The 22,866-nt window shown below is 48.8% G+C and carries 24 protein-coding genes; 10 read left to right on the top strand and 14 right to left on the bottom strand.

From position 1 onward, the window contains the following. Window positions 1-4: 4 nt before the first annotated feature. The 4 genes from murQ to ypfJ all read right to left on the bottom strand — a co-directional run bounded on the left by murQ (window position 5) and on the right by ypfJ (window position 3,261). Window positions 5-898 carry an N-acetylmuramic acid 6-phosphate etherase gene (gene murQ / locus BV910_RS13315; RefSeq protein ID WP_078147714.1) on the bottom strand — a complete coding sequence of 298 codons (894 nt, stop codon included), beginning with the start codon at window positions 896-898 and terminating at the stop codon, window positions 5-7. 101 nt (window positions 899-999) lie between these two features. Beyond that, window positions 1,000-1,467, bottom strand: coding sequence for a GNAT family N-acetyltransferase (locus tag BV910_RS13320; RefSeq protein ID WP_078147715.1), 468 nt, complete (start codon window positions 1,465-1,467; stop codon window positions 1,000-1,002). Further along, window positions 1,464-2,312, bottom strand: coding sequence for a MurR/RpiR family transcriptional regulator (locus tag BV910_RS13325; protein ID WP_078147953.1), 849 nt, complete (start codon window positions 2,310-2,312; stop codon window positions 1,464-1,466). The genes BV910_RS13320 and BV910_RS13325 overlap by 4 nt, the downstream gene beginning before the upstream one ends. A gap of 94 nt (window positions 2,313-2,406) precedes the next feature. Next, window positions 2,407-3,261, bottom strand: a complete 855-nt coding sequence (gene ypfJ / locus BV910_RS13330; RefSeq protein WP_012727442.1) for a KPN_02809 family neutral zinc metallopeptidase — start codon at window positions 3,259-3,261, stop codon at window positions 2,407-2,409. A 148-nt stretch (window positions 3,262-3,409) separates the two neighbouring features. Between ypfJ and BV910_RS13335 the strand changes: the two genes are divergently transcribed. Continuing rightward, complete coding sequence (locus BV910_RS13335; RefSeq protein WP_012727443.1) at window positions 3,410-3,598, top strand: 2-hydroxymuconate tautomerase; 189 nt, start codon at window positions 3,410-3,412, stop codon at window positions 3,596-3,598. Between the two features lie 39 nt (window positions 3,599-3,637). On the opposite strand, the gene BV910_RS13340 is transcribed toward BV910_RS13335, so the two are convergent. Together BV910_RS13340 and BV910_RS13345 are read right to left on the bottom strand one after the other, a co-directional pair. Further along, complete coding sequence (locus tag BV910_RS13340) at window positions 3,638-5,224, bottom strand: Na/Pi cotransporter family protein (protein ID WP_078147716.1); 1,587 nt, start codon at window positions 5,222-5,224, stop codon at window positions 3,638-3,640. Window positions 5,225-5,246: 22 nt separating this feature from the next. Continuing rightward, window positions 5,247-6,542 (bottom strand): HD domain-containing protein, encoded by a 1,296-nt coding sequence (locus BV910_RS13345; protein ID WP_031422133.1) that lies wholly within the window; start codon window positions 6,540-6,542, stop codon window positions 5,247-5,249. Window positions 6,543-6,643: 101 nt separating this feature from the next. On the opposite strand from BV910_RS13345, the gene BV910_RS13350 reads away from it, so the two are divergent. Together BV910_RS13350 and BV910_RS13355 are read left to right on the top strand one after the other, a co-directional pair. Further along, on the top strand, window positions 6,644-7,492 hold the full coding sequence (locus BV910_RS13350; RefSeq protein WP_078147717.1) for a lipoate--protein ligase family protein: 849 nt from the start codon (window positions 6,644-6,646) through the stop codon (window positions 7,490-7,492). Between the two features lie 8 nt (window positions 7,493-7,500). After that, window positions 7,501-8,346: a DegV family protein gene (locus tag BV910_RS13355; RefSeq protein ID WP_078147718.1), complete on the top strand. Its 846-nt coding sequence runs from the start codon at window positions 7,501-7,503 to the stop codon at window positions 8,344-8,346. 42 nt (window positions 8,347-8,388) lie between these two features. Here the strand turns inward: BV910_RS13355 and BV910_RS13360 are convergent, their stop codons facing one another. Continuing rightward, window positions 8,389-10,338, bottom strand: coding sequence for a glycoside hydrolase family 3 protein (locus BV910_RS13360; RefSeq protein ID WP_078147719.1), 1,950 nt, complete (start codon window positions 10,336-10,338; stop codon window positions 8,389-8,391). Between the two features lie 288 nt (window positions 10,339-10,626). Here BV910_RS13360 and lipA point away from each other — a divergent pair, with 288 nt between their 5' ends. Next, window positions 10,627-11,562: a lipoyl synthase gene (gene lipA / locus BV910_RS13365; RefSeq protein ID WP_324292278.1), complete on the top strand. Its 936-nt coding sequence runs from the start codon at window positions 10,627-10,629 to the stop codon at window positions 11,560-11,562. Between the two features lie 17 nt (window positions 11,563-11,579). Continuing rightward, window positions 11,580-12,410 (top strand): lipoate--protein ligase family protein, encoded by an 831-nt coding sequence (locus BV910_RS13370; RefSeq protein ID WP_078147720.1) that lies wholly within the window; start codon window positions 11,580-11,582, stop codon window positions 12,408-12,410. Window positions 12,411-12,445: 35 nt separating this feature from the next. Here BV910_RS13370 and desA read toward each other — a convergent pair whose 3' ends face one another. From desA to BV910_RS13400, 6 genes are all read right to left on the bottom strand, one after another. Then, window positions 12,446-13,459, bottom strand: coding sequence for a Delta(5) desaturase DesA (gene desA / locus BV910_RS13375; protein ID WP_078147721.1), 1,014 nt, complete (start codon window positions 13,457-13,459; stop codon window positions 12,446-12,448). 201 nt (window positions 13,460-13,660) lie between these two features. Then, complete coding sequence (gene amyS / locus BV910_RS13380; RefSeq protein ID WP_370148226.1) at window positions 13,661-15,202, bottom strand: alpha-amylase; 1,542 nt, start codon at window positions 15,200-15,202, stop codon at window positions 13,661-13,663. 175 nt (window positions 15,203-15,377) lie between these two features. Continuing rightward, window positions 15,378-15,905: a DUF2812 domain-containing protein gene (locus BV910_RS13385; RefSeq protein ID WP_078147723.1), complete on the bottom strand. Its 528-nt coding sequence runs from the start codon at window positions 15,903-15,905 to the stop codon at window positions 15,378-15,380. Then, complete coding sequence (locus BV910_RS13390; RefSeq protein WP_012727454.1) at window positions 15,902-16,234, bottom strand: PadR family transcriptional regulator; 333 nt, start codon at window positions 16,232-16,234, stop codon at window positions 15,902-15,904. Before BV910_RS13390 ends, BV910_RS13385 begins: the two co-directional genes overlap by 4 nt. Before the next feature lie 129 nt (window positions 16,235-16,363). After that, entirely contained in the window at window positions 16,364-17,491 is a 1,128-nt protein-coding gene (locus BV910_RS13395) for a YfbR-like 5'-deoxynucleotidase (RefSeq protein WP_078147724.1), read from the bottom strand. A gap of 11 nt (window positions 17,492-17,502) precedes the next feature. Continuing rightward, a complete protein-coding gene (locus tag BV910_RS13400; protein WP_078147725.1) occupies window positions 17,503-18,522 on the bottom strand; it encodes an ion channel in 1,020 nt (339 codons plus the stop codon). A gap of 106 nt (window positions 18,523-18,628) precedes the next feature. On the opposite strand from BV910_RS13400, the gene BV910_RS13405 reads away from it, so the two are divergent. From BV910_RS13405 to BV910_RS13425, 5 genes are all read left to right on the top strand, one after another. After that, entirely contained in the window at window positions 18,629-19,087 is a 459-nt protein-coding gene (locus BV910_RS13405; protein ID WP_078147726.1) for a hypothetical protein, read from the top strand. Beyond that, the gene (locus BV910_RS13410) at window positions 19,084-19,452 is read left to right on the top strand and encodes a hypothetical protein (RefSeq protein ID WP_078147727.1); all 369 of its coding nucleotides are present in this window, start codon (window positions 19,084-19,086) and stop codon (window positions 19,450-19,452) included. The genes BV910_RS13405 and BV910_RS13410 overlap by 4 nt, the downstream gene beginning before the upstream one ends. Next, a complete protein-coding gene (locus BV910_RS13415; RefSeq protein WP_078147728.1) occupies window positions 19,449-20,678 on the top strand; it encodes a glutathionylspermidine synthase family protein in 1,230 nt (409 codons plus the stop codon). Before BV910_RS13410 ends, BV910_RS13415 begins: the two co-directional genes overlap by 4 nt. Continuing rightward, on the top strand, window positions 20,675-21,088 hold the full coding sequence (locus BV910_RS13420; protein ID WP_074035708.1) for a DUF350 domain-containing protein: 414 nt from the start codon (window positions 20,675-20,677) through the stop codon (window positions 21,086-21,088). Before BV910_RS13415 ends, BV910_RS13420 begins: the two co-directional genes overlap by 4 nt. A 70-nt stretch (window positions 21,089-21,158) precedes the next feature. Beyond that, window positions 21,159-21,716, top strand: coding sequence for a hypothetical protein (locus tag BV910_RS13425; protein ID WP_078147729.1), 558 nt, complete (start codon window positions 21,159-21,161; stop codon window positions 21,714-21,716). A gap of 41 nt (window positions 21,717-21,757) precedes the next feature. Here the strand turns inward: BV910_RS13425 and BV910_RS13430 are convergent, their stop codons facing one another. Next, window positions 21,758-22,858, bottom strand: coding sequence for a globin domain-containing protein (locus tag BV910_RS13430; RefSeq protein WP_078147730.1), 1,101 nt, complete (start codon window positions 22,856-22,858; stop codon window positions 21,758-21,760). Window positions 22,859-22,866 lie beyond the last annotated feature (8 nt).

Here is a 22,866-nt window from a genome sequence, read left to right on the forward strand (position 1 = left end):
CCCCTTATAGCGCCTCGCGGACGAATCCGTTCGCGCGCTCTAATCGTTTGACAGCCTCCTCATAAGAGACGTCCGCTAAAATCATGACAATCGCCGTTTTGACGTGCCCCTTGGATGAAGCAAAATAACGCGCGGCCATTTGCATGTCGACCCCTGTCGCTTCTGCAATCATCCGCTTGGCACGCACTTCTAGCTTTTCATTCGTCGGTTGCACATCAACCATCAAGTTTTGATACACTTTCCCTACTCCAATCATCGACGTCGTCGAAATCATGTTGAGGACAAGTTTCTGTGCTGTTCCCGCCTTCAATCTCGTTGAACCGGTCAGTACTTCCGGTCCCGTTTCCACTTCAATCGGGTAATCCGCATGTCGACTGATGACTGCATCGCGATTACATGAAATTGAAGCTGTTGTGGCACCGAGTTCTCGTGCGTAATCGAGACCTCCGACCACATATGGCGTTCGACCGCTCGCTGCAATCCCAACGACTGTATCCTCTGCCGTCAAATGAAGCGCTTTCAAATCTGTGACCGCCAATTCCTTACTGTCTTCTGCTCCCTCGACGGCCTGAATGAGCGCGCGTTCGCCGCCGGCAATCAGTCCGATGACTTGATTAGGTGATACGCCAAACGTCGGCACACACTCTGCTGCATCTAGAATTCCTAAACGTCCGCTCGTACCTGCACCGATATAAATCAAGCGACCGCCTTTACGAAAGGATGCGATGACTCGCTCCACGACTTTTGTGATGACCGGGAGTTGCTCTTGAATCACTTGAGGAACTTGTTGATCCTCTGCATTCATAATCGCCAATCGTTCCTCAATCGACATCTCGTCCAGGTGCATCGTTCGTTCATTCCGTCTTTCTGTAGCCAGTTTATCTAGCATCGCCACCATCCTTTCTTCTCTATGATTTAATCGTACTATATTGAAATTTAAAGTCAATTTATAATTTAATTTTTATGAAATTTAATTTCAAATAAACTTTAAAGAAAAACTCACTCTGAACGAATGAGTCGTTTTTTCAAGACGTGCACGCGTGTTCCTTTATTCGTGATCGAATCCTTCTCATACACGTATCCGTTTCGCTCCCAGAACCGACGAGCGCGGAGATTGTTTGGAAGGACACCTAATCGAAATACCGTCTGATACGGGCGCATATATTGGTCTTCCAATTGTTCATACAACGTTTGCGCCAAACCTGTCCCATGGAGAGATTCTTCGACAACGAACAAACCAAGCCAAAGCGAGCCATCGATCGGATGTTTTTTTAAGAGGTCGGCGATTGCCACGATTCGCTCTTCTTCACGAAAAATCAGGCTAATCGTACCTTCTTCTTCAAAATCTGCCACGTTCTCGTCACGAAACATCTCGACTATCTGTTCATTCAATCTTGCGAATGTGCGCTGGTCCATCAAAAAGCGTTGCAATTCTTGACGATCTTCGGCCGTATAAGGTCGAATCATCGGCGTAGTTTCACCATCTCATCACGGGCTTCTGCGTACCGATCAATCAACCCTTCTCCCTTCCGGTGGAGGAGTCCCATATATAACGTATCGACAATCGTCAATTGTGTCATCCGTGAGGCGATGCTCGCGATTCGGAAGTCGCTCTCGACGTTCGGTGTACAGAGTCGAACGTCCGCTTCTCGGTAAAGCGGTGATTTGTCGAGGTTAGTGATGGCGATGACCGGAACACGTTTCTTTTTCGCAAATCGGACAAGCTCGAGCACATCTTTCGTTCGACCGGACGTGCTGATTGCGACGAATACATCAGACTTTCCTAAATGCGGAATCAGCGACAACATATAATGAAAATCGGGAGAGGTCGTGGCCGCATATCCCAGTTTCGTGAACTTATATTGCGCATCAATTGCCGCCGTCGAAGACCCCCCGACTCCGTAAAAGATGACGCGGTTTGCACGAGCGAACAAGTCCACCGCATGTTCAAGTTCTCGTTTGTCCATCGCTTCGGCGCACGCCTCGATGGCTCCTTTATTCACATGGATGACTTTTTGGAACGAGTCATACGGCGTGTCCTTTTGCTGGAGGACGTTGAAGTCCGTCAGCGTCGTCTCCGTGACAGCCAAGTCTTTCACGAGCGCGAGCTTGAACGCTTTAAAACTATCAATCCCGACGACTCGTGCGAAACGAACGATACTCGCCTCGGATACATCCGTCTTTTGCGCAAGCTCTTTTGTCGTCATGTTTGGAATGAGCGTTGAATGGGACAAAATATAGTCGGCGATCTTCTTTTCGACCGCTGTCATATCCTCTTTCGCTAAATCAATTTTCGTAAGTAAGGATTCCATTTGGTCATCCCCTTCCTGCAACTGTTGTTCTTTTATGATAGCGGATTCCTTCCCCATATTCCAATCACCTAAAAAGATCGAGCGTACGCCCGATCTATAAGTTGTTCGTATTGAACGTGTCACCACCTTGAATCGATCCGTTCTCAAATCCTCTCTCGAACCAACGCATGCGTTGTTCCGATGTCCCATGTGTGAACGAGTCTGGCGTCACATATCCACGTGCCTGACGCTGCAGCGTGTCATCGCCAATCTGATGCGCGGCATTCATCGCTTCTTCCACGTCCCCCGCTTCAAGATACCCTAACCCTTGCGCGTGATGGGCCCATACGCCTGCATAGTAGTCTGCCTGCAACTCAAAGCGGACGAGATAGCGATTGAATTCGGTCTCGCTCATCTCGTTCCGAAGCGGCATGATTTCTTCTGTCGTCCCGAGAAGCGTCTGGACGTGATGCCCGACCTCATGGGCGACGACATAAGCCATCGCAAAATCCCCTGGTGCATTGAAACGTTGACTCAGTTCATCATAAAAACTCAAATCGATATATAATTTTTGGTCGCCGGGACAATAGAACGGACCAACAGCCGAGCCAGCAATACCACAAGCGGATTCAACCTGTCCGGAAAATAGGACGAGCGTCGGCTCTTCATACGTCATCCCATTTTCAGCGAAGATGTCTGTCCACACTTCTTCTGTATCCTTCAAGACGACCGCTACGAAATCTGCCATCTCCTCTTCACGAGCAGTTCCCGTATACGTCCCCTCCGATTGAGGTTCCCCGATTCCGATGTTGTTGACGAGATCCGTCGGGCTTCCCCCATTCAATAATGTAAAGACGATGACGAGAATCAATCCGAGACCACCCCCGACCCCGGCAATCCCCTTCCCTCCGATGCTACGGCCACGTCGATCCTCGACGTTTCGGCTCTGTTGTCTTCCTTTCCACTTCATCCCGATTCCTCCTACATTCGCTCTGTCTTGTTTATTACCCCAAATCCGGTAAAAGTGAGCTCATGTTTCTCGGTAAATGAGAATTTTCTTTTCTAGAGGAAGGGGATTCTCTACAATGAAAGAGACTTCAGCAAAGGAGGAATGACCCATGCCTTATGTAACGGTAAAAATGCTCCCGGGCCGTACCGTGGAACAAAAACGTGCATTAATCGAAAAGGTGACGGATGCCGTCTCCGAGACGACGAATGCGCCAAAAGAAAACATCACCGTCTTCATCGAAGAGATGGATGCGACACATTACGGACAAGCCGGTGTAATGCACGCAGATAAGAAGTAAGTGACGAACGGACTCCTGATATGGAGTCCGTTTTTTGTTCTAGTCTTCTCGGTTCACGTCGAACCGTTCACTCGGTACGGTCGGCTTAATCAAGTGACGTGTCGCTCGCCAGATGTGGTAGCCGATACGGTCGAGCCAGAGCAGTACTTGCACTTTTTGAATTGTCTGGTCCATCTCCAACTGATTCGCCGCCGTTTCTTCTAGCAGCTCCGAGCGATGTGCTTTTCGATATTCCGCCAGTTGTTTTGAGGCCTGTTTCCACAGCTTCGAATCCTCTGGTGGCGTATGATGATTCAGTTGATTCACAAGGTCAAGCTCATGCAATACGAGTTCTCGTGCCGCTAAAAAGTCGGTGTCCCGAAGTGCGTGGACCGGTTCGACTTCTCGCAAGACATATAACCAGCGTTCCAGATGATCGATCGTATGCAAGAGGGATAGATGTTGGCCATAATCATTTTGCTTTCCTTCATCTTCAAGACGTATCGTGCTCAAAAAGACACGGACATCACTCAACGTCTTGTCGACGAGCGTCAATTCATCTTCACGAAGACGTCCCTCTCGGACAAGCAATTCCGTCTCATTTCCTAAATATCGTTCGATTTCAAGTAAAGAGCGTCGTGCCGCTTCAAGAGCGACCGTCGGGAGTTGTGACATGTTTTTATCGAGCAGACGTGTCAATTTTTCGGAGCGACTCGGAATCCACTTCAGTAATCGCCGTGCGAACGTTTGATAAAATGGTAGGAATAAGATCACACCTAGTAGATGGAATGTCGTATGGAATAAGGCGAGACGTAATAAGTCGTTCCAGTTGAACCAATCGGCTACTCGATTGACGACCTCGAAGAGAACAGGGAACGTCAGCCATCCGATGAGGACGATTGACACGTGGTAGATGGCATGCCCCAATACAATGCGTCGGGCTGACTTCCAGCCTCCGATTGAACCGAGTGCCACGACGAGGCTCGTCCCCGCACTTTGACCAAGCACCAAATAAGCGGCTTGCGGGAGTGAAATCGCCGCCGTCGCGAGAGCCGTCATCGTTAGCACGAGTCCAATCGTCGATGACTGAAGGACGGCGGTCATCATAAATCCGATTCCAATCAGAAGTGCCTGATGCAGAACGGTCATCTCACCGGCCGAGCCAAACGAGAACGTGACGACATCCCGCATCGCTTCTTGAAGTGTCCCAATCCCAACAAAGATCAACCCGATACTGACGAGCAACAGTCCCACACGGCGAAGGCGCGGACTGGATAGACGAAACGCCATCCCGATTCCAATGATCGGCAAAAACAACTGGCGCACGTCTAAGTTATAGCCGAGGATGGCAATGATCCATCCCGTCGTCGCGCTGCCTACGTTTGCGCCAATTACGAGAGGTAACGATTGCGTGAACGTGAGAAGCCCCGCGCTCACAAACCCAATCGTCATCAGTGTCGTCACCGAAGAAGATTGAAACAGGGTCGTCAGCATTGCGCCGAGAGTCGCCCCTGATAAAGAGCCGTCGGTGAATTGATTCAACCGATGACGCAATCGTGTACCAGCCCATTTTTTGAGCGTATCTGTCAGTAACGTCATCCCGAGTAAAAAAATCCCGATTCCACCAATCAGTGTCGCAATCTCCATCGTGTCACGCCCCTTTGCGTGTTTAATCGTCCTTCAATGTCGATAAAATCCACGATTTTTCATTCGCATAATCTTTTAAATTCAACAACACATCTTCCGGATAATAAATTTTTTCATCCGACTGCCTCGAGTTCAAAATCGACTGGACGAGCATCGAGACCTCTGAAATCTCTTTTCGCTCCCCGTCATTCATCTGTAAATAAATCCCCTCATATTTGCCTTGTCCCTTATATAAGTCGTATGGCAACTGACTCAATTGATCTTCAAGCAGATAGTATGTCGGTGGAAGCCCAATCGTCTCCATCGTCTGTCGCAAGCGCTCCATATAACGAACACGATTCGCTTCCGGGAAGTTCTTATATTTTAATAATCGGCGATTCACGAATCGACTCGCCAAATCGGCTAGAATCGCGTCGTCTTCTTCCATCCATTCTTGGAAATAGAAGTAGACGACCGTCTCATCCAATTTCAAATATTGTTCGAGTGACATACCGGCGCGTTCAAAAATCGGCAAGAAGTGTTTCGGCGTCATGTTAAACTCGTATCCACTCTCATAGAGCTCCTGTGCCCGCTCAAGAATCGCTTTCAAGAGGAGATCGCTCGACCGTGTCGCCGGATGAAGGTACACTTGCCAATACATTTGATAGCGACGCATAATATAGTCTTCAATCGTATGCATCCCAGACTGCTTGACCACGACTTGGTCTTCATCCGGACGCAAGACGCGCAACATGCGTTCTAAATCAAACTTTCCATAACTGACACCCGCAAAGTGAGCGTCGCGTAACAAATAGTCCATCCGGTCGACATCAAGCTGTGAGCTGAGCATATTGACGATCAAGCGATTCGGATGCGTCTTATTGATGATGGAGGCCACTTCTTCGGCAAACCCGACACCCATCTCAGATAAAACCCTATTTACTTCGGTTTCCCCTAAAATGATGCGCTCCGTCCACACTTCATGACGAACGGAAAAGACGTGCTCGAACGCGTGCGAGAATGGACCGTGTCCGACATCGTGCAAGAGCGCTGCTGCCAACAGTAGTTCACGGTCGCGGTCGTCCCATTCCGGATACTGTTGGAACTGATCGATTAACTGGCGTGCGATTTCATATACGCCGAGCGAGTGATGGAATCGCGTGTGCTCCGCGCCATGAAACGTCAAAAATGACGTTCCAAGTTGTTTGATGCGACGCAAACGCTGAAACTCTTTTGTATTGATCAGCTCCCAAATGAGGTGATCGTAAACATAAATATATCGATGTACCGGATCCTTGAATACTTTCGATCCAGATAGTTGTCCTCGAGACGAGTACATGACATGCCCTCCTACGTTTCGTTATGTTCTAGATTCGACTTCAAACTAATCGTTCCCTCCATGCTATAATGAGGAGGAAAATTTTTTGTGAAAAGGAATTAATGTATATGATCCATCCATTGTTACAACAACCGAGCTATCGCATCATCGATCAGTCGAGTCTTGGCACGATGTTTCAAGCGGAACAATCGTTTGCGACCGATGATACGTTATGTGCGTCAACGCAAGAACGAGGTGCCGTCTTGCGGGCATGGGTGCACACCGATACGATTGTACTCGGAATCCAGGATGCTCGGCTGCCTCATTTGAAAGAGGGAATTCGTTATTTACATGAACATGGATTCCGTCCCGTCGTCCGAAACTCAGGCGGTTTAGCCGTGGTGCTAGACGATGACGTCCTCAACCTTTCTTTAATTTTACCAGAGAAGGACGGGATTCAAATCGACAGCGGCTATGAGGCTATGACCTCGCTCATCCAACACATGTTCCAAGACGTCACGAATGACATCGTCCCAGGTGAAGTCGTCGGCTCATACTGTCCTGGAAGTTTCGACTTGTCGATCGACGGCAAAAAGTTCGCTGGGATTTCGCAACGACGCGTCCGTGGCGGTGTCGCCGTTCAAATTTACTTGAGCGTAAGACAGAGCGGGAGCGCACGTGCTGAAATCATCCGTGACTTTTACAACCTTTCCATTCAAGGAGAAGTGACAAAGTTCACGTACCCTACCATTGTACCGGAAACGATGGCTTCGCTTGAAGACTTGCTTGGAATCCCGCTTACCGTGCAAGATGTCCTCACTCGAGCCTACCGCGTTCTTTCCACTGTCAGTTCGCTTCAAAACGCGGCACTGACGGCAGACGAGCAAACGATGTTTGCAAGTCAGCTCGAACGCATGTGGAAACGGAATGAACCGTTACGCGACATTGAACAACAACTAACAGAGGAGTGATTCATCCAATGTTTAAACTGATCACAGACACCGGGGCCGATTTGACACACGATCAAATCATCGAATACGGTCTTGAGATTTTACCGCTCGGTGTCATCATCGACAACGAAGAATTTTTAGACGGCGAAACGATTCAACCGAAAGAAGTATACGATGCGATGCGTCAGGGTAAGACGCCAAAGACGTTCCAAATCGAGACGTCACGAATCGAACACTGTTTCCGTCAGCATCTCGAGGCTGGAATCCCGTTCTTATATCTCGCTTTCTCCGGAGAACTCTCCGGTACATACCAAACCGCTGTCATGGTCGGCGAAATGTTGAAAGAAGAATATCCAGACAGTACATTCACGGTTCTCGATACACGGACCGCCTCTGTCGGACAGGCATTGTTCGTCAAGACGGTCGCAGAGTACGGACAAGACCATACGTACGAAGAAACGGTCACGTATGCTACTTCACTCGTCGGCAAAGTCCGCCACTTGTTCACGGTCGAATCGCTCGAATATTTGATGCGGGGCGGACGTGTCTCGAAGGCGAGTGCTTTCATCGGAGACTTGTTGACGATTTTACCGTTATTGACGGTCGAGGACGGCAAGCTCGTCCCGATTGAAAAGGTGCGTGGTCATAAAAAGGTCATGCGCCGGATGGTCGAATGGACAGTCGAATCGAAGTCGATCGTCGAGAACGGAGACCTCTTCATCGGTCATGGTGACGACCTAGAAAAAGCCGAACAGTTCGAGAAGATAGTCCGCGAACATCTCGAACCGAAGCACATCACGAAGACACTGGTCGGGTCTGCCATCGGTGCCCACACCGGTCCCGGTCTACTCGTCATCGCCTATTTCGAGGCATGAAAAAATGAGCTCTCCCGATTTTCGGGCGAGCTCATTTTCGTTTTAGCGATTCCAGTTTTTAAATCCATCACCGAACTGCGCGTAATTTTCGTCTTGGAACACACCGTCCACAAATTTCGGTACATCTACCGGCAACTTCCCTTGTGGCTTCACTTCACCGAAGATGGCACGAATGCCTGCCGGTAAGTTCGGACCTGCCGACTTCAAGTTGCCCGCCTCCGAATCTGGACCGTTCGGATCGCCTTTGAATCCATAGATTAAGAGATGTGCCGGGGCATCCGGTTGAACGGCAATGTCGTATGGGTTGCGCAAACTGAGTAAAACCGATTGTTTCCCTGTCTCATTTGCATAACGGAACACTTCGGCCGGTACATAATGATCAGCTGATGTCGGTTTTAATTTCGCGCTGTTGTTCACGTTCGAACCGACGATGATATAGTCAGCCACCTCAACTTGTTGCCGTAGTGCCGGATTTTGATTTAGACGCGGCGTTGATGCTGAGTAGTTGGCCGTGATGACGTTCACGTCTTTCATATTCCCTGCATTCTTTTCTAGTGACTTGATTGTTTTCACCATGCTATCCGTTTGGTCTTTCGCTGGCGACAAGACGAGCACCGTGTCTCCTTTTTTCGGTTTGAATGGAAGCGTCTTCTTCTCGTTCTTCACGAGAGTGACTGCCGCCTCCGCGATTTCACGTTCCTTCACTTTATGCTCAGCGCTTCCTACCGTCGCATTCGCTTCTGCGAGCTTCATCTCGAGCGTCGTGGAGTCCGTCGTTTCTCCCCAAATGCCACGCTCTGCTTTCAGTTTTAAAATGCGTTCCACTGATTCATCGATGGTCGCCTCCGATAAACGTCCATCCTTCACTGCCGCAATGACTTCCTCAAAGATTGCTTCGAGTTTGATCACATCTGCTTCCGAGCGTAAAATCGTCGGCATGAGCGCGATGTCGACCCCTGCTTCGAACGTCTTGATGACCGCCTCTGCTTCCGTAAAATTGTCTGCGATGGCTTGCATGTTGAGTGCGTCGGTCACCACGATTCCTTCATATCCAAGTTCCTCACGAAGCACTCCCGTGATGACATCATCCGAAAGCGTCGCCGGGAGTGGGAACGTGCCGCGTTCTGATTCGACGACCTCGTCCTCGATTTGTGGCATCCCGATATGCGCCGTCATGATCATGTCGATTCCTTCTGTGATGGCACGTTTGAACGGTAACAACTCGAGACCACGCAACTCGTCGAGTGATTTATCGACAACCGGTAACCCATAATGCGAGTCGACGGCCGTATCGCCATGACCTGGGAAATGTTTCGCCGTTGCGGCAACACCTTGGTCTTGAATACCTTGTGTCATCGCGGAACCGAGTTCCCCGACTAGTTCAGGGTCGCTCGAGAACGAACGGACGCCGATGACCGGATTCCCCGGATTGTTGTTGACGTCAAGTACCGGTCCGAAGTTCACGTTTACCCCGAGTGCGTTCAATTCAGAACCGATGATTTTCCCTGCATCATAGGCATATTGACTGTTACGTGTGGCCCCGAGTGCCATATTCCCCGGTAAATTCGTTCCCGTCCCAAGTCGTGTCACAATCCCACCTTCTTGGTCGATCGTGACGAATAACGGGACATCATTGCTGGCATCTTGTTTCACGACTTCTTGCAAATCATGAACGAGTTTCGTCGTCTGTTCCGTTTCCTTCACGTTCTCAGCAAACAATATCACTCCACCGAGATCGAAACGATCGATGACACGCGCCACTTCCGGTGCAAGAAATGTATGGTTCGCCCCGTTCCATAATCGGAAGTCCGGCATGATCATCTGCCCGACTTTTTGTTCGAGCGTCATCGACTCTAGCTTCGTGTTGACGCGCTGGTCAATCGATATCGTCGGCGTCCCTTCCGCCACGACCGCGTCTGCTGCTGGAACCGACGAGACGAGCAATGCCGTCGTCAATCCGAGTGTTGCCGTCCAATTCAGTGCCTTGTTCATGTTCCCACTCCCCTTAGTCAAATTTGGCTGACCCCCAAACGAAAAGGCATGGAGGAAGAAGCGTTGCCTCATCAACGCTCGTTCACCCCATGCCTGATCGCATCAGTTACATTTGGTCCTTATTCAGGTGGTCAACAACAGTATAGCAACTCCACTTTTTAGAAACAATTGTTCAAGTGAAAGCGTAACCATTTTGAAACAATGTTTCTGTTTTGATACACAGTGAACTGTATTGGCAAAACCAATAATTTCTGTGGTTCGTTTTTGATTCGTTTTTTGGTAAACTCAATTCGATACAGGTTAACTTTCAAAAAGGGGGAAATTATTGTGGCAAGAGGGGAACTGAAGCGTAAGCCGGAATGGTTAAAGATTAAATTAAACACGAACGACACGTATACCGGCCTAAAGAAAATGATGCGCGAGAAAAATTTACATACGGTATGTGAGGAAGCAAAATGTCCGAACATCCATGAATGTTGGGCAGTACGTCGGACTGCGACCTTCATGATTCTCGGAAGCATCTGTACACGTGCTTGCCGTTTTTGTGCCGTCACGACCGGAAAACCGAACGAGCTCGATTGGGAAGAGCCAAAACGTGTCGCCGAATCGGTTCGACTCATGAACTTGAAACACGTCGTCATCACGGCTGTCGCACGTGACGATTTGAACGATTACGGGGCTACCGTCTTCGCAGAAACGGTTCGCGCGGTTCGCGCCATGAACCCGGAGACATCGATTGAGGTGCTCCCGTCAGACATGATGGGTGATTTCTCTGCCTTGCAGACGTTGATTGATGCGGGTCCTGACATCATGAACCATAACTTAGAGACAGTCCGTCGCCTCACACCGAGAGTTCGTGCGAAAGCAACATATGACCGCACACTCGAGTTCTTGAAGCGTTCGAAAGAATTGAACCCGGATATCCCGACGAAGTCATCGATCATGGTCGGACTTGGGGAGACGAAAGAGGAATTGATTGAAGCGATGGATGACCTACGCGCGCACAATGTCGATATTTTGACGCTCGGTCAATACTTGCAGCCGACGAAGAAACACCTTGAGGTGGAACGTTACTACCATCCAGACGAGTTCGCCGAGTTGAAAGAGATCGCTCTATCAAAAGGATTCTCACATTGTGAGGCTGGTCCACTCGTCCGTTCGTCATACCATGCGGATGAGCAAGTACACAAGGCGCGTCGCCACACGATGTTGCCAATCGACTAACAGAAAGAAGAGAGATTATGACTGGTACGACGTGGCATTTACTTAGAACTGAATCGACTTCCCCGGCCGAAAATATGGCGATTGATGAAGCCATCGCCAATTGGGTCGCGAAGGGAGAGCTCAAACCGACGCTTCGTTTTTATTCATGGGCACCTCATGCAATCAGCGTCGGACGTTTCCAGCGAGCGACGCGTGACTTGGACCGGGACGCCCTCAAAGCGAACAATATTCCGGTCGTTCGTCGCTTAACAGGGGGACGTGCCGTGTTGCATGCGGATGAGTTGACGTATAGCGTCATCTTGCCTGAATCGACCCCTGCCCTCCCGACGAATATCATCGAGAGCTATCGCCTACTCACGGAAGGGGTTCGCCGCGGATATCACGAACTCGGCGTCCCCGCCGAATTTTCGGTACCATTGACGGAAGAGGATCGCGAAGCGCTCCGCAAACCAAAATCGGCCGTCTGCTTCGATGCTGCTTCATACTATGAGCTTGCTGTCGACGGGAAGAAGATCGCGGGTAGTGCACAAGTGCGCCATCAAGGGGCCGTGCTTCAACATGGTTCGATTCCTCTCTCCGTCGATGATGAGGTGTTGTTTGACTGTTTCGCGATGGATGAGACGGAGAAACACGAAGCCAAAACCCGCTTCAGCGAAAAAGCCGTCGCCTTGAACGACACGTTAAAGCGTTTCGTTTCCTTTGACGAAGTAGCGGCCGCATTCGAGACCGGTTTCAAGGACGCGTTCTCGTTAACGTTCGAACCGCTTGTCTTCACGAAAGAACAGCAAGCCGAAATCGATTTGCTCGTCAAGAAGTACGAGAGTGATGAATGGGTCTGGAAACGCTAAAAAGATTGTCCCTTTTGATCAGGGACAATCTTTTTTTATGCCGTGTTTGTTCGGCGCAACAGATGGCGCACTTCTCGGAACGTGACGAATGTTTTGTTGTTCGCATCATACAATTTGTAGCGTAACGATTTCAAACTTGAAAACAGTCCGATTGTCGTTGCCCGTTGTAACGGCGGTGTCGACGTATGTGCTTTCTCTAGATGATAGTTCGGCACGCGTGGACTCAAATGGTGCACGTGGTGGAATCCGATATTCCCCGTCACCCATTGAAGCACTTTCGGCAACTCATAATACGAACTTCCTTCAATGGCCGCCTTCACATAATCCCACTCCTGCTCATCTTCGAAGTATGAATCTTCAAACGTATGCTGGACATAGAACAACCAGATTCCAAGCACACCGGCGATGAACATCGTCGTGCCTTGAACGATCAAGAACGCTTGCCAACCAATCAGATAGATGAGCGCGCTATATAGGACGACGAGAGAGATATTGATGAGATACGTGTTGTGTCGTTCTTTTTTCCGCGCGTCCTTTCGGTTGAAACGACTCGTGACGAGAATAAGCCAAAGTGGTCCGAGACCGAACATAACGAGCGGATGACGATATAGGCGATACTTTAAACGAGTCCATTTTGACGCTTCTATGTACTCCTCAATCGTCATGACCCAGATGTCGCCGACACCCCGTTTATCCAAATTTCCACTCGATGCATGATGAATCGCATGCTCCCGCTTCCACTTCTCGTATGGGAATAACGTCAAGACCCCTGTGATGGTTCCGACAATGGCGTTCGCCTTCTTATTTTTAAAGAATGAACCGTGCGTACAGTCATGGAAGATGATGAACATCCGCACGACAAATCCTGCTGCAATCAGCGTGAACGGCAATGTCAGGAAAATCGAGACACTCAGTAGTTGGTACGCTAAAAACCACGATACGAGAAACGGTAAAATCGTATTGATCATCTGCCGCACACTGATCCGAATATCGGACTTTTCAAACGGCGAGACGTGCTTTCTTAATTGTGCAATCTTTTCTTTACTCATAACAACCTCCTTGAATTCAACAGCGTCACAACGCAAAAATATAGATAAAACCAACAACCAACGTTGTTCAATGTGAATTCATGGATCGGAAGTATTCCCTATCAAGAATTAACACTAGGTCATTATATCACGTATAAAACTTATGTGGTGAAAATTCAGAAAAAAGACTCGCCCCTATCTTTAGAGACAAGTCTAACTGATTCATTGTTGCGTATAGATGGAAACCGAGCCACCGTTGACGAAGAACTCGCCCCAACCGTCCGCATTGATCGTCACGAGACGTCCGTTATTTCCTGTCATGTCTTTCCACACTTCCCCTGCATTCTGTTTTCCGACATACATCCATTTCGACCCGCCTGATCCGTCCGACAAAATCGTCGCAAGACCAGACTTCGCACGGTCCGTCACCCCTTCACGTGTCCACCCGATGACGTCTTGGTGATTGATGTAATCATGTTGTGTGCCGTAGGCGAAATCTTTACGCGCTTTCAAAATCGGCTGAAGCGACGCTGACATATTCGGGATTTCACGGTTCGTCGTCCCTTTCGTTCCATAATAATCTCCGTAGAAGAGTGCTGGATATCCTTGACCGCGTGTCATGATGGTCGCATAGGCAAGCGGTTTGAACCAATTCGCGACCGTTGATTCCAGTGACTGCCCTGGTTGTGAGTCATGGTTGTCGACAATGGTGACAGCGAGTGTAGGATGCTGCTCGACGACCGTACCTTTTAAAATGTTCCGCATGTCATAGTAACCGCCACCATTCCCTGCCGCTTGGAAATTGTAATGGAGTGGTACATCGAATACGGAATGAGTGTAGCCCGTCTTGGCCAAGTAATCATTGATGGCCCCTAAGTCATTCTTCCAATACTCCGCAACAGTGAACATCTCTTTTCCGGTTGCCTGACGAACACTCGTCACCCATTCCTTTAAGTATGAATGATTGATATGCTTCACCGCATCAAGTCGGAAGCCGTCCAATCCGAGTGAATCTGCGTACCATTTCCCCCAGTTTTTCATCTCCTGACGTACTTCCGGATGCTCAAAATCGACATCGGCGTACATCAAGTAGTCATAGTTCCCGTTCTCACCCGACACTTCACTGTCCCATGCTTTACCCGTGCTCTTGAATTTGTAGATACGGCTCAAACTCCGTGACTGATCCCAATCAGTCCCGTCAAAGTGATACCAACGCCACTTGAACGGGGAGTATGTATTGTTGCGGCCCGCAAAGTTGAATCCCGTCCAGGCAGAAATGGCATATTCCCCAGACGTCTCTTGATTTCGGTTAGAAGGATTGACCTCGACCGCTTGAACGGACTCGGTATAATCCGCTCCGCCTTTATGGTTCATGACGACATCCCCATATACGCCAATCCCTTTCCCGCGTAAGTTGGAGATCGCCGACTGTAGCTGCGCTTTTGTTCCATACTTTGTCCGAGTCGTCCCTTTTTGATTGAACTCTCCTAAATCATACAAATCATAGGCCCCGTATCCAACATCATTTTGAGACGTCCCTTTATACGCCGGCGGAATCCAAACCGTGGAGATCCCGATGTCTTTCAAATGCTGCGAATCATTCGAGAGTCGGTTCCAGTGTTGCCCATCGTTTGGAACGTACCATTCAAAATATTGCATCATCGTACCGTTCTGTGGGGTCGCTGCCTGTGCGACCGGTTGCCCTGAAAGCAGTGCAATTGATGTCACTCCAGCTAGGACAGCAATCCCTTGTCGTTTCTTCAACATCCTTCATTCCTCCTCAAATAGTTAACGAAAACGCTTGCATTAATTATTGTGAAGGATTTTGATTTTGTTGCATAGATAGACACTAAAAAACAGTTCTCTCTCCCTAACTATTTCTCATTCGAATAGTTCAGTCGAACGAAACAAAGACGGATGGCTTGTGCCATCCGCCTAGTCATCCTTCCCGGCTAATTCGTTTGCGTTTGAAACGGTAGCCGATGTACGGAAGTCCTGTAAACACGAGACCGATCGTCACGAGTAGTTGAATCCCAATCAATATTGTCTCGACAACGGTTGGCCAATCAAACTGAAACAACGAAAAGAGGGCAATCCATAAAATACCTAGGATGAGCGCAGCCCTTCCCATCTGACGCTCCATGTCATGATATTTTTCCTCTGTTGTTTCGACATCCGAGTAAATCGGCTTGGCATCTCGATTTCCTTTGAAAATATGAATCTCATCCCCGGTTGATGTGACATGTTCCCACCCGCTCGACGCAAACAGGTCAAAGTAGTCTTCGTCTGGACGAGTACGATAGTCCAAACTATACTGAACGTCTTCCGGTTCCCCTTCAACGAGCGTGTATCCTAGCGGGGCAAACTTCTTCAAATGCCATCCCTTGGCCGCCATTCGTTCTAGTTTCCGCATCTCACGCTCTTCAGCAAACGCCAATCCCCAGCTCGACATATACTTTTGTCTCATCTTGATCCCTCCATATCCAAAATGGCACAGGCATCTTCGACCATCGCCTGTCGTCTCTTCACATCATCCGTTAAAATCGAGCGGCCTTTATTCGTGATTCGATAGTTCTTTTTCTTTCCGTCCCCATCCATCGGTTCAATCAGTTCGGCGTTCAACAACTTTTTGATAATCGTATACATCGAAGCCGGACCAATTTGCATTCGCCCTCGCGTGGTCTCTTCGACAAATTGCATGACTAAATAGCCATGACGTGGCGTCGTGAGCGCCAACAGGATATAAAACATACTATCCGTCAGTTCCCCTAACTCTAATGAGTCCGTTCGCGGCATCTTTCCACCTCCTATATCATTGAATGATATATTTCTTACACTCAATATATATCGTTAAATGATATATGTCAATAAATGATATAAAAAAAGCCGCACCCTTTTAGGTATGCGACTTCAAGATAAACGGTTTTAACTAGTGACATAGTCTAAATCATGCAAGATATACGCCAGGAAGAAAATCATGCTTGGATTCTCATATCGCATCTGGACTTTACGGAGCTGCTCGCGATACGTGACCTCATACTCGGCCCCGTTCATCTTCCGCTCCATGTTCATCTTGATGAGCGCATCAAGCTTGTCCATCATATCGACGAGCATTCCCTCATACGTATCGTCTTTCGAGTCAGCCATATATCGACGGAACGCCGGTTGCATATACTCAGGCAACAGTCCAAGCAGACGTTCACTTTCCGCTCGCTCGTATGCCTCAAACGCAGCCCCCGTCTCTTGCGTCGAATGTTTGACTGGACCGAGCACGTCTCCGGTCACCCCTTCAACTAAATCGTGACAGAGAAGACGAGCCACGAGTTCGGCGACATCGACATCGACGTCGTACTTCTCACGCTCTAAGAGCCCACTGAACATACCGAGCGCGGCAGCCCGGAAACCATGAATCGCATCGTTGTCGTCAATCGTGTTAAAGCGACCTTTCCAGCGACGGACACTATCCATCCGCATGACGTTCTCGATGAATCGCAACACATCCGTTTCTGCCTCGACCTGGTCGAACAGCCAGCGAACCGAATCAATCGGATGATGTCGGAGTGCGGCTTTCATCTCTTCTAGTTTGTCATCAAAGTGCGGAGAGCCGTGCGCGACTTCTCGTCGCACGAACAACATCGCATCGAACGAATCAATCCCGTCCACGATTCGACCTTCGAACGAATCATCTTCCGCTTCCACCACGAAACGATGAAAGTGAGGACGTAATGATTGCGACAGCAGCTCGACAAGACCGAGACTCGCTGTTCGTTCCATACGCTCGATGTGACCGATCAAGGTCGGTTCTTTTTTCGTCCGGTGCATGATCGGACCCGTTTGTACTTCATTCATATCGTGGAAAATGGCTTTCCCGAGCAAATCGAGCAAGTCGACTTCACGCCCGTTCTCTTTTTCCACATAAGCCGCGATCAAGCTGAAGACCGCGACACGAAAGCTGTGACTCGCTGCATTATCATGATAATGGGGGGCATATTCGTCCCATCGTTGCACGTTTTGCATGCGTGTCATCTTTCGGATAAACGTTCCGTTATGCATGGTTTCACTCCTTACGATAATCGTTCAAATACATCGTCATGACAGACGACATATAACATGTCTGTTTCCTGAAGCGGCAAATCGAGCATCGTCGCCACATCCAAGCGGTCATTGACCGCGATGAGTGTCACCCCTGATTCAAGTAACGCTGTATTTGCTTGTCGAACATTCTGCCACTCGACTTTTGGTTTCAACGCTTGAATGTTCCCACCTGACTGTTTGCTCAGCAACTGACGGAAAATTGCTGTCGTTCCAGGTTGTAACGTCGCTTTTGCCATCAAGAGGGAGACCGAGTCGTTCGCTAAAATAAAATCGTCGACGCGGACGTGTTTGAATTTCGAGATATTTCTTTCTTCACACACTTCGACGACCGTGTGCAAGTCCACCTGATACTCAGAAGAGAGTGCCTCGACCGCTGACGCGATCAATAACGACTTCCCATCGGCGAGTAACGTCTCCGTGATACGGGCATCCGCAAAAATCGCGACGCGTCGCGCCTTCAAGACGTTTGCTTGCAGCAATACCGCTTCATCCGAAGCATCGCCTGATACGAAGTGAACTTGATCGTGCACGTACGGTTCCTCAACTAACTGATCAATCAATACGATCTCTGCTTTCGGTTCGTAGTTAAGCACTTCATCGATTGCTTTCTTCGTCTTCGGGGACCACCCGATATACACATAATGTCCTTCTCCACGATACACTAGTCTTCCCTCCCGTTTTAGCCGTTGAAACGTCGCACCGATTTCAACCAATTTTCCAATCAACGCCCCGATAATCCCAATCCCGAATAGGAATAAGAATATCCCGAGCCATCGCCCTGCCACGGAGGATGGATAAAAGTCCCCGTATCCGACGGTCGTCAATGTCGTCATCGTCCACCAGAACGAATCAAACAATGATCTGAATGTCTCTGGTTCTAAAACATAACCGAGCACGGTTCCTAAGATAATGATGCCAATCGAAGCTAAGACGACATTCAAAAATGATAATTTCGCTAACCCTTTCCACACACGAAATAAGATATGCACTGTTTCCCCCTCCTTCTCTCTTATATACTAAACGTAACCACAAAAAGATTCACGAAACCATTTTGATGGTGATTCCGTATAAGAAGAAAAAAGGAAGGACTGACTTATGAACTCCATCGTCTTAGAGTATCGTCTCTATAAAAATGAATTATCGTTCGAACCACTATACCATTACACGTCTCTCGGCTTAGACGAAGTGCTAGCTCGTCGTGAATGTGAGTTTTTCGTCAAAGACGGCATGACCTATAAACAACGCTCATCCGCCTTAGAAGGTGATCAATACTTCTTGATTTATGTCGACCGTTACACAGAAGGACTGATCGACAAACACGAAACGAGTGAGATCAAGGTCGAGATTCGTACACTTGACGACCGTTTTGACAACCCGTTACTCGAGGCCTATTACGTCGACCGTCACCTCGATGCGCTCGCTATGCTCGGGAGCCAGTATTTATATGTCGCCGGCAAAGAATATGAACGCGATTCAGCAGAAACAGATGAAGATCGTGGTGTGTATGTTATCTACGTCACACCGACTGGTTATGAATTGGAGGAATCAACATGAAGACAAGCAAGAAAATTTTAAGCGGACTATCCGTTGCGGTATTGACCACTTCCCTTGCCGCGTGCGGTGGGGATGAATATGAAGAGGCGGCACTCCCGGAAGAACCGACCGGATACGAATGTGACGATTGGGACTGGGATGACGAGACCGAGTCGTATTATTGTGACGACGACCGCTCTCCGCACTATGGTAGCTACTTCTTACTCGGTAGCCTGTTCCGCTCAAAAAATGGATTGAAGAGCTCTTCGTCATATAAGACATACAAAGCCAACGGTGGTGCGACCGGTTCCGTATCGAAAGGCTCTAATTCTGGGTCGTCAAAATCTGGACTCGGCAGTGGCTCTAAAGGTGGATTTGGCGGATGACGCGTGACGAACTTTACAGTCAAATCCCTTATTTTTGGCCCGATTTAAACGATGAAGAATATGCCTTGTACGATTGTTTTGAGATGACCGCCTCGCAGGTTGCCTCTGTCCGAGAGGCAACCGAGGCGGTTGACTCGATTTTTCGGAAGACGAATCAATTGTTACGCACCCTACCTGACGAGACGCTCTTACTGCTTGGTTACCCTGAGGCGAGTCTGCCGTTCTTACGGGAGAAGACGATGCCGCAGGAGACGATCATCGGTCGTTACGATTGGATCATGAAAGACGGTCAACTCAAATTGATGGAGTTCAATGCAGATACGCCGACCTTTATTAAGGAGCTCTTTGACGTGAACGGCGTGGTCGCTTCCGAGTTTGGTCTCCTTGACCCGAACAGAGAAGCCACCGCCCAACTGAAAATTGAGCTGCGGAAAGCGATCGTCGCCGCGTGGAATCGACTCAAACGAGAAGGCACACCAAAAATCGTCTTTACGGCACATGATGATAACATCGAAGACAAATGGACGGCACGATTTCTGCAAGAGACGCTCGATTTACCGTCTGAATTCGTACCGTTGCACGCCCTACTCGTCGACGAAGACGGCGTCTACACACCATCGGGCGAACGGATTGACATCTTGTATCGTCAAACATATCCGATCGAGCATCTTGTGGACGACCGGTCAGCAGACGGAGACTTGATTGGCATTCGGTTACTTGAACTGAACCTGGAAAAGCACGTGTCGCTGCTCAATCCCCTCTCTGCGTTTCTCATGCAATCAAAAGGCGTACAAGCCCTCATTTGGGAATTGTATGAGACCGAGACATTGTTCGATGAAACCGAGCGCGACATCATCGACACCTATTTTTTACCGACTTACTTAGATGAGACACCGTTTCTCGGCGAATCGGACTATGTCAAAAAACCGGCGTTCGGACGTGAAGGAGACTCCGTCATCTTGTATACGAAAGATGGCCAACCGTTTCACCGAGAAACATTACAAACGTATGCGGAAGAGACGGCTGTGTACCAACAGTTCATCGAACTTCCGAAACGGATGACGACGACCGTCAAGGGTCGCGTCGAGACACATTACATGATCGGATGTTTCTGTTTGAATGGACACCCGTCCGCACTCGGCGTTCGCGCCGGCAGCATGATCACGAACAACCAATCTTACTACTTAGCCGTTGGCACACCTACACAAAAGGAGACGAACTCATGACATTCATCACACTCGATTCAATCTTAAGCTTCCTCGCCCACCTCGGGACAGGATTCGGTCTCATTCTCGCGGGACTCATCATCTTCGCCCTGACGACCAAATATTCGGAACGCAAGTTAATCAAAGAAGGCAACATGGCCGTCGCCTTGAAACTTTGGGGGAAAGCGCTCGGACTTGCCATCGTCATCTATACGGTTTGGGCGAACAGCGTCAACTTGCTCGATGCATTCATCTGGGGACTTGTCGGGATTGTCGCTCAAGTATTGGCGTTCTGGACGTTTGAATACGTCCTTACACCAGGCGTGAACTTAGAAAAAGAAGTCGAGAACGGCAACATGGCCATCGGTTTCAGCTTGTTCGCCGCATCACTCGTCGTCGGCATCATCGTCGCCGCGAGCTTGACGTACTAATTCAAACACCCCATGTACGCATTGGCGAGGCATGGGGTGTTTGTATTTATAAAAGACAGGAGGAACAATCATGTCGAAGCGAATCATCCTACTCACAATCGTCTCCGGTCTCATCGTCGTGTCCATCGCAGTCGGTGTCGGACTGTATACGTACACTAACATTCAGACTGACAAGTCATACGAAAATGCCGAAAAAGAAATGAATCGTTATATGACGACGAACAATTGGTATACGTTTGAAATTCATAATATGGAACAGTCCGTTCTCTCTTTTTACACAAATGAAGACCGCTCCGTCATCGGTCTAGCTGAGATTGATGTCGAAACAGGGAACTTAGGGTCTGTCACGAAACAAACAGAGCCGAATCAGCCTTTTGATTTCGTCATCCTTCGAGTTGAAGACATGGAGTACATCGGTGTTCACCTTAAAGAGCGACCGGAAGATGTCGTCTATTTACGGTTAAACGGTGACGATGTCTCAAAAGATTTTCTTGTCAACGATCCCGAAATTGAAAGCTACACCATGACATATGTCATTGAAACATCACGACCGTCAGATGGTGTGTGGTCACTTGAAACATTGGATGCCAACAAACAAGTCATACATTCAAGTAAACTCACGGAATAACCTATATTGTGCATCAAGACGACTTTTTCCAGTCGTCTTTTTTAGTTGGTCGCAAGAACTCCAGACGGTCCGAAAAATTCATATCGTGCCTGTGGAATCACACGTACAACCGTCTCCATCATCGCACTCGGTCCGCACGTATAAACATCATGCCCTTCCACATCAAGTGCTTCAAGGTGTGACTTATTCATGCAACCCGATACGTCATCCACGTGTGTGATGAGTTTAAGCCCTTGATCCACGAGTTCATCAAGTTCGTCTCCGAGCGGACGAAGGTCCATACTCCGAACTGCGTGCAATAACGTGACAGGACGTCCTTGTTCGAGTGCCGTCTTCGCCATGTTGAAGAGGGGCGTGATCCCGATTCCTCCCGCGATAAGTGTGAGCGGACGATCAGACGTTTCAAGGATAAATTCTCCTGCTGGTGCGCTCATCGGGACTTCTGTTCCGATCGTCTGTTCATGGAGCCAGTTTGAGACGAGTCCCTCCGCTTTCGGCGCAATCCAGTAGCCGTCTTCTGTCGTCTCGATGACACTATATTGACGGTGATGTAGGATGTCCTCTCCCGCAATGCGCGCTTGAACCGAGACGTATTGTCCTGGGATGGCTGTGCCAATAACTCCATCTTTCGCGACGAGACGGAATCGTTTCACTTCAGGTGTATCTACTATGATTTCTTCGATGACGAACGGTTTGAATCCGACCCATGGCGCGTCATCATACATTTTTTTCTCGAGTGAGATGAAGACATCGGCAATCACACCGTAAGCTTTTGCCCATGCATCGATGATGTCAGGTGTTGCAGCTTCACCGAGTACGTCTTGAATCGCCGCAAGTAAGTTCTCACCAACGATCGGATAATGCTCCGGTCGGATGTTCAAACTTTTATGTTTATGAAGTGCTGGTTGGATGGCAGGAAGAATCGCTTCGAGTCGGTCGATATGAAGGGCAGCCGCATAAACCGCGTTCGCGAGTGCTTCTGGCTGACGTCCTCGCTTTTGATTCGTATGGTTGAAGAAGTGACGAACTTCTGGATTTTGTTCAAACATTCGTTGATAAAAATGCTTCGTGATTGTCACACCATGTTCTTTCAAAACTGGTGCCGTCGCCTTTATAATCTCAATCGTTTGTTGATCTAACATGTGAATTT

It is taken from the genome of Exiguobacterium sp. HVEsp1 (assembly GCF_002009685.1).
Classification (GTDB): domain Bacteria; phylum Bacillota; class Bacilli; order Exiguobacteriales; family Exiguobacteriaceae; genus Exiguobacterium; species Exiguobacterium profundum.

What these genes read in the sequence shown, in the direction of transcription:
- murQ (WP_078147714.1), bottom strand. Translation starts at nt 898, where the DNA reads ATGGTGGCGATGCTAGATAAACTGGCTACAGAAAGACGGAATGAACGA.
- BV910_RS13320 (WP_078147715.1), bottom strand. Translation starts at nt 1,467, where the DNA reads ATGATTCGACCTTATACGGCCGAAGATCGTCAAGAATTGCAACGCTTT.
- BV910_RS13325 (WP_078147953.1), bottom strand. Translation starts at nt 2,312, where the DNA reads ATGGAATCCTTACTTACGAAAATTGATTTAGCGAAAGAGGATATGACA.
- ypfJ (WP_012727442.1), bottom strand. Translation starts at nt 3,261, where the DNA reads ATGAAGTGGAAAGGAAGACAACAGAGCCGAAACGTCGAGGATCGACGT.
- BV910_RS13335 (WP_012727443.1), top strand. Translation starts at nt 3,410, where the DNA reads ATGCCTTATGTAACGGTAAAAATGCTCCCGGGCCGTACCGTGGAACAA.
- BV910_RS13340 (WP_078147716.1), bottom strand. Translation starts at nt 5,224, where the DNA reads ATGGAGATTGCGACACTGATTGGTGGAATCGGGATTTTTTTACTCGGG.
- BV910_RS13345 (WP_031422133.1), bottom strand. Translation starts at nt 6,542, where the DNA reads ATGTACTCGTCTCGAGGACAACTATCTGGATCGAAAGTATTCAAGGAT.
- BV910_RS13350 (WP_078147717.1), top strand. Translation starts at nt 6,644, where the DNA reads ATGTATATGATCCATCCATTGTTACAACAACCGAGCTATCGCATCATC.
- BV910_RS13355 (WP_078147718.1), top strand. Translation starts at nt 7,501, where the DNA reads ATGTTTAAACTGATCACAGACACCGGGGCCGATTTGACACACGATCAA.
- BV910_RS13360 (WP_078147719.1), bottom strand. Translation starts at nt 10,338, where the DNA reads ATGAACAAGGCACTGAATTGGACGGCAACACTCGGATTGACGACGGCA.
- BV910_RS13370 (WP_078147720.1), top strand. Translation starts at nt 11,580, where the DNA reads ATGACTGGTACGACGTGGCATTTACTTAGAACTGAATCGACTTCCCCG.
- desA (WP_078147721.1), bottom strand. Translation starts at nt 13,459, where the DNA reads ATGAGTAAAGAAAAGATTGCACAATTAAGAAAGCACGTCTCGCCGTTT.
- BV910_RS13385 (WP_078147723.1), bottom strand. Translation starts at nt 15,905, where the DNA reads ATGAGACAAAAGTATATGTCGAGCTGGGGATTGGCGTTTGCTGAAGAG.
- BV910_RS13390 (WP_012727454.1), bottom strand. Translation starts at nt 16,234, where the DNA reads ATGCCGCGAACGGACTCATTAGAGTTAGGGGAACTGACGGATAGTATG.
- BV910_RS13395 (WP_078147724.1), bottom strand. Translation starts at nt 17,491, where the DNA reads ATGCATAACGGAACGTTTATCCGAAAGATGACACGCATGCAAAACGTG.
- BV910_RS13405 (WP_078147726.1), top strand. Translation starts at nt 18,629, where the DNA reads ATGAACTCCATCGTCTTAGAGTATCGTCTCTATAAAAATGAATTATCG.
- BV910_RS13410 (WP_078147727.1), top strand. Translation starts at nt 19,084, where the DNA reads ATGAAGACAAGCAAGAAAATTTTAAGCGGACTATCCGTTGCGGTATTG.
- BV910_RS13415 (WP_078147728.1), top strand. Translation starts at nt 19,449, where the DNA reads ATGACGCGTGACGAACTTTACAGTCAAATCCCTTATTTTTGGCCCGAT.
- BV910_RS13420 (WP_074035708.1), top strand. Translation starts at nt 20,675, where the DNA reads ATGACATTCATCACACTCGATTCAATCTTAAGCTTCCTCGCCCACCTC.
- BV910_RS13425 (WP_078147729.1), top strand. Translation starts at nt 21,159, where the DNA reads ATGTCGAAGCGAATCATCCTACTCACAATCGTCTCCGGTCTCATCGTC.
- BV910_RS13430 (WP_078147730.1), bottom strand. Translation starts at nt 22,858, where the DNA reads ATGTTAGATCAACAAACGATTGAGATTATAAAGGCGACGGCACCAGTT.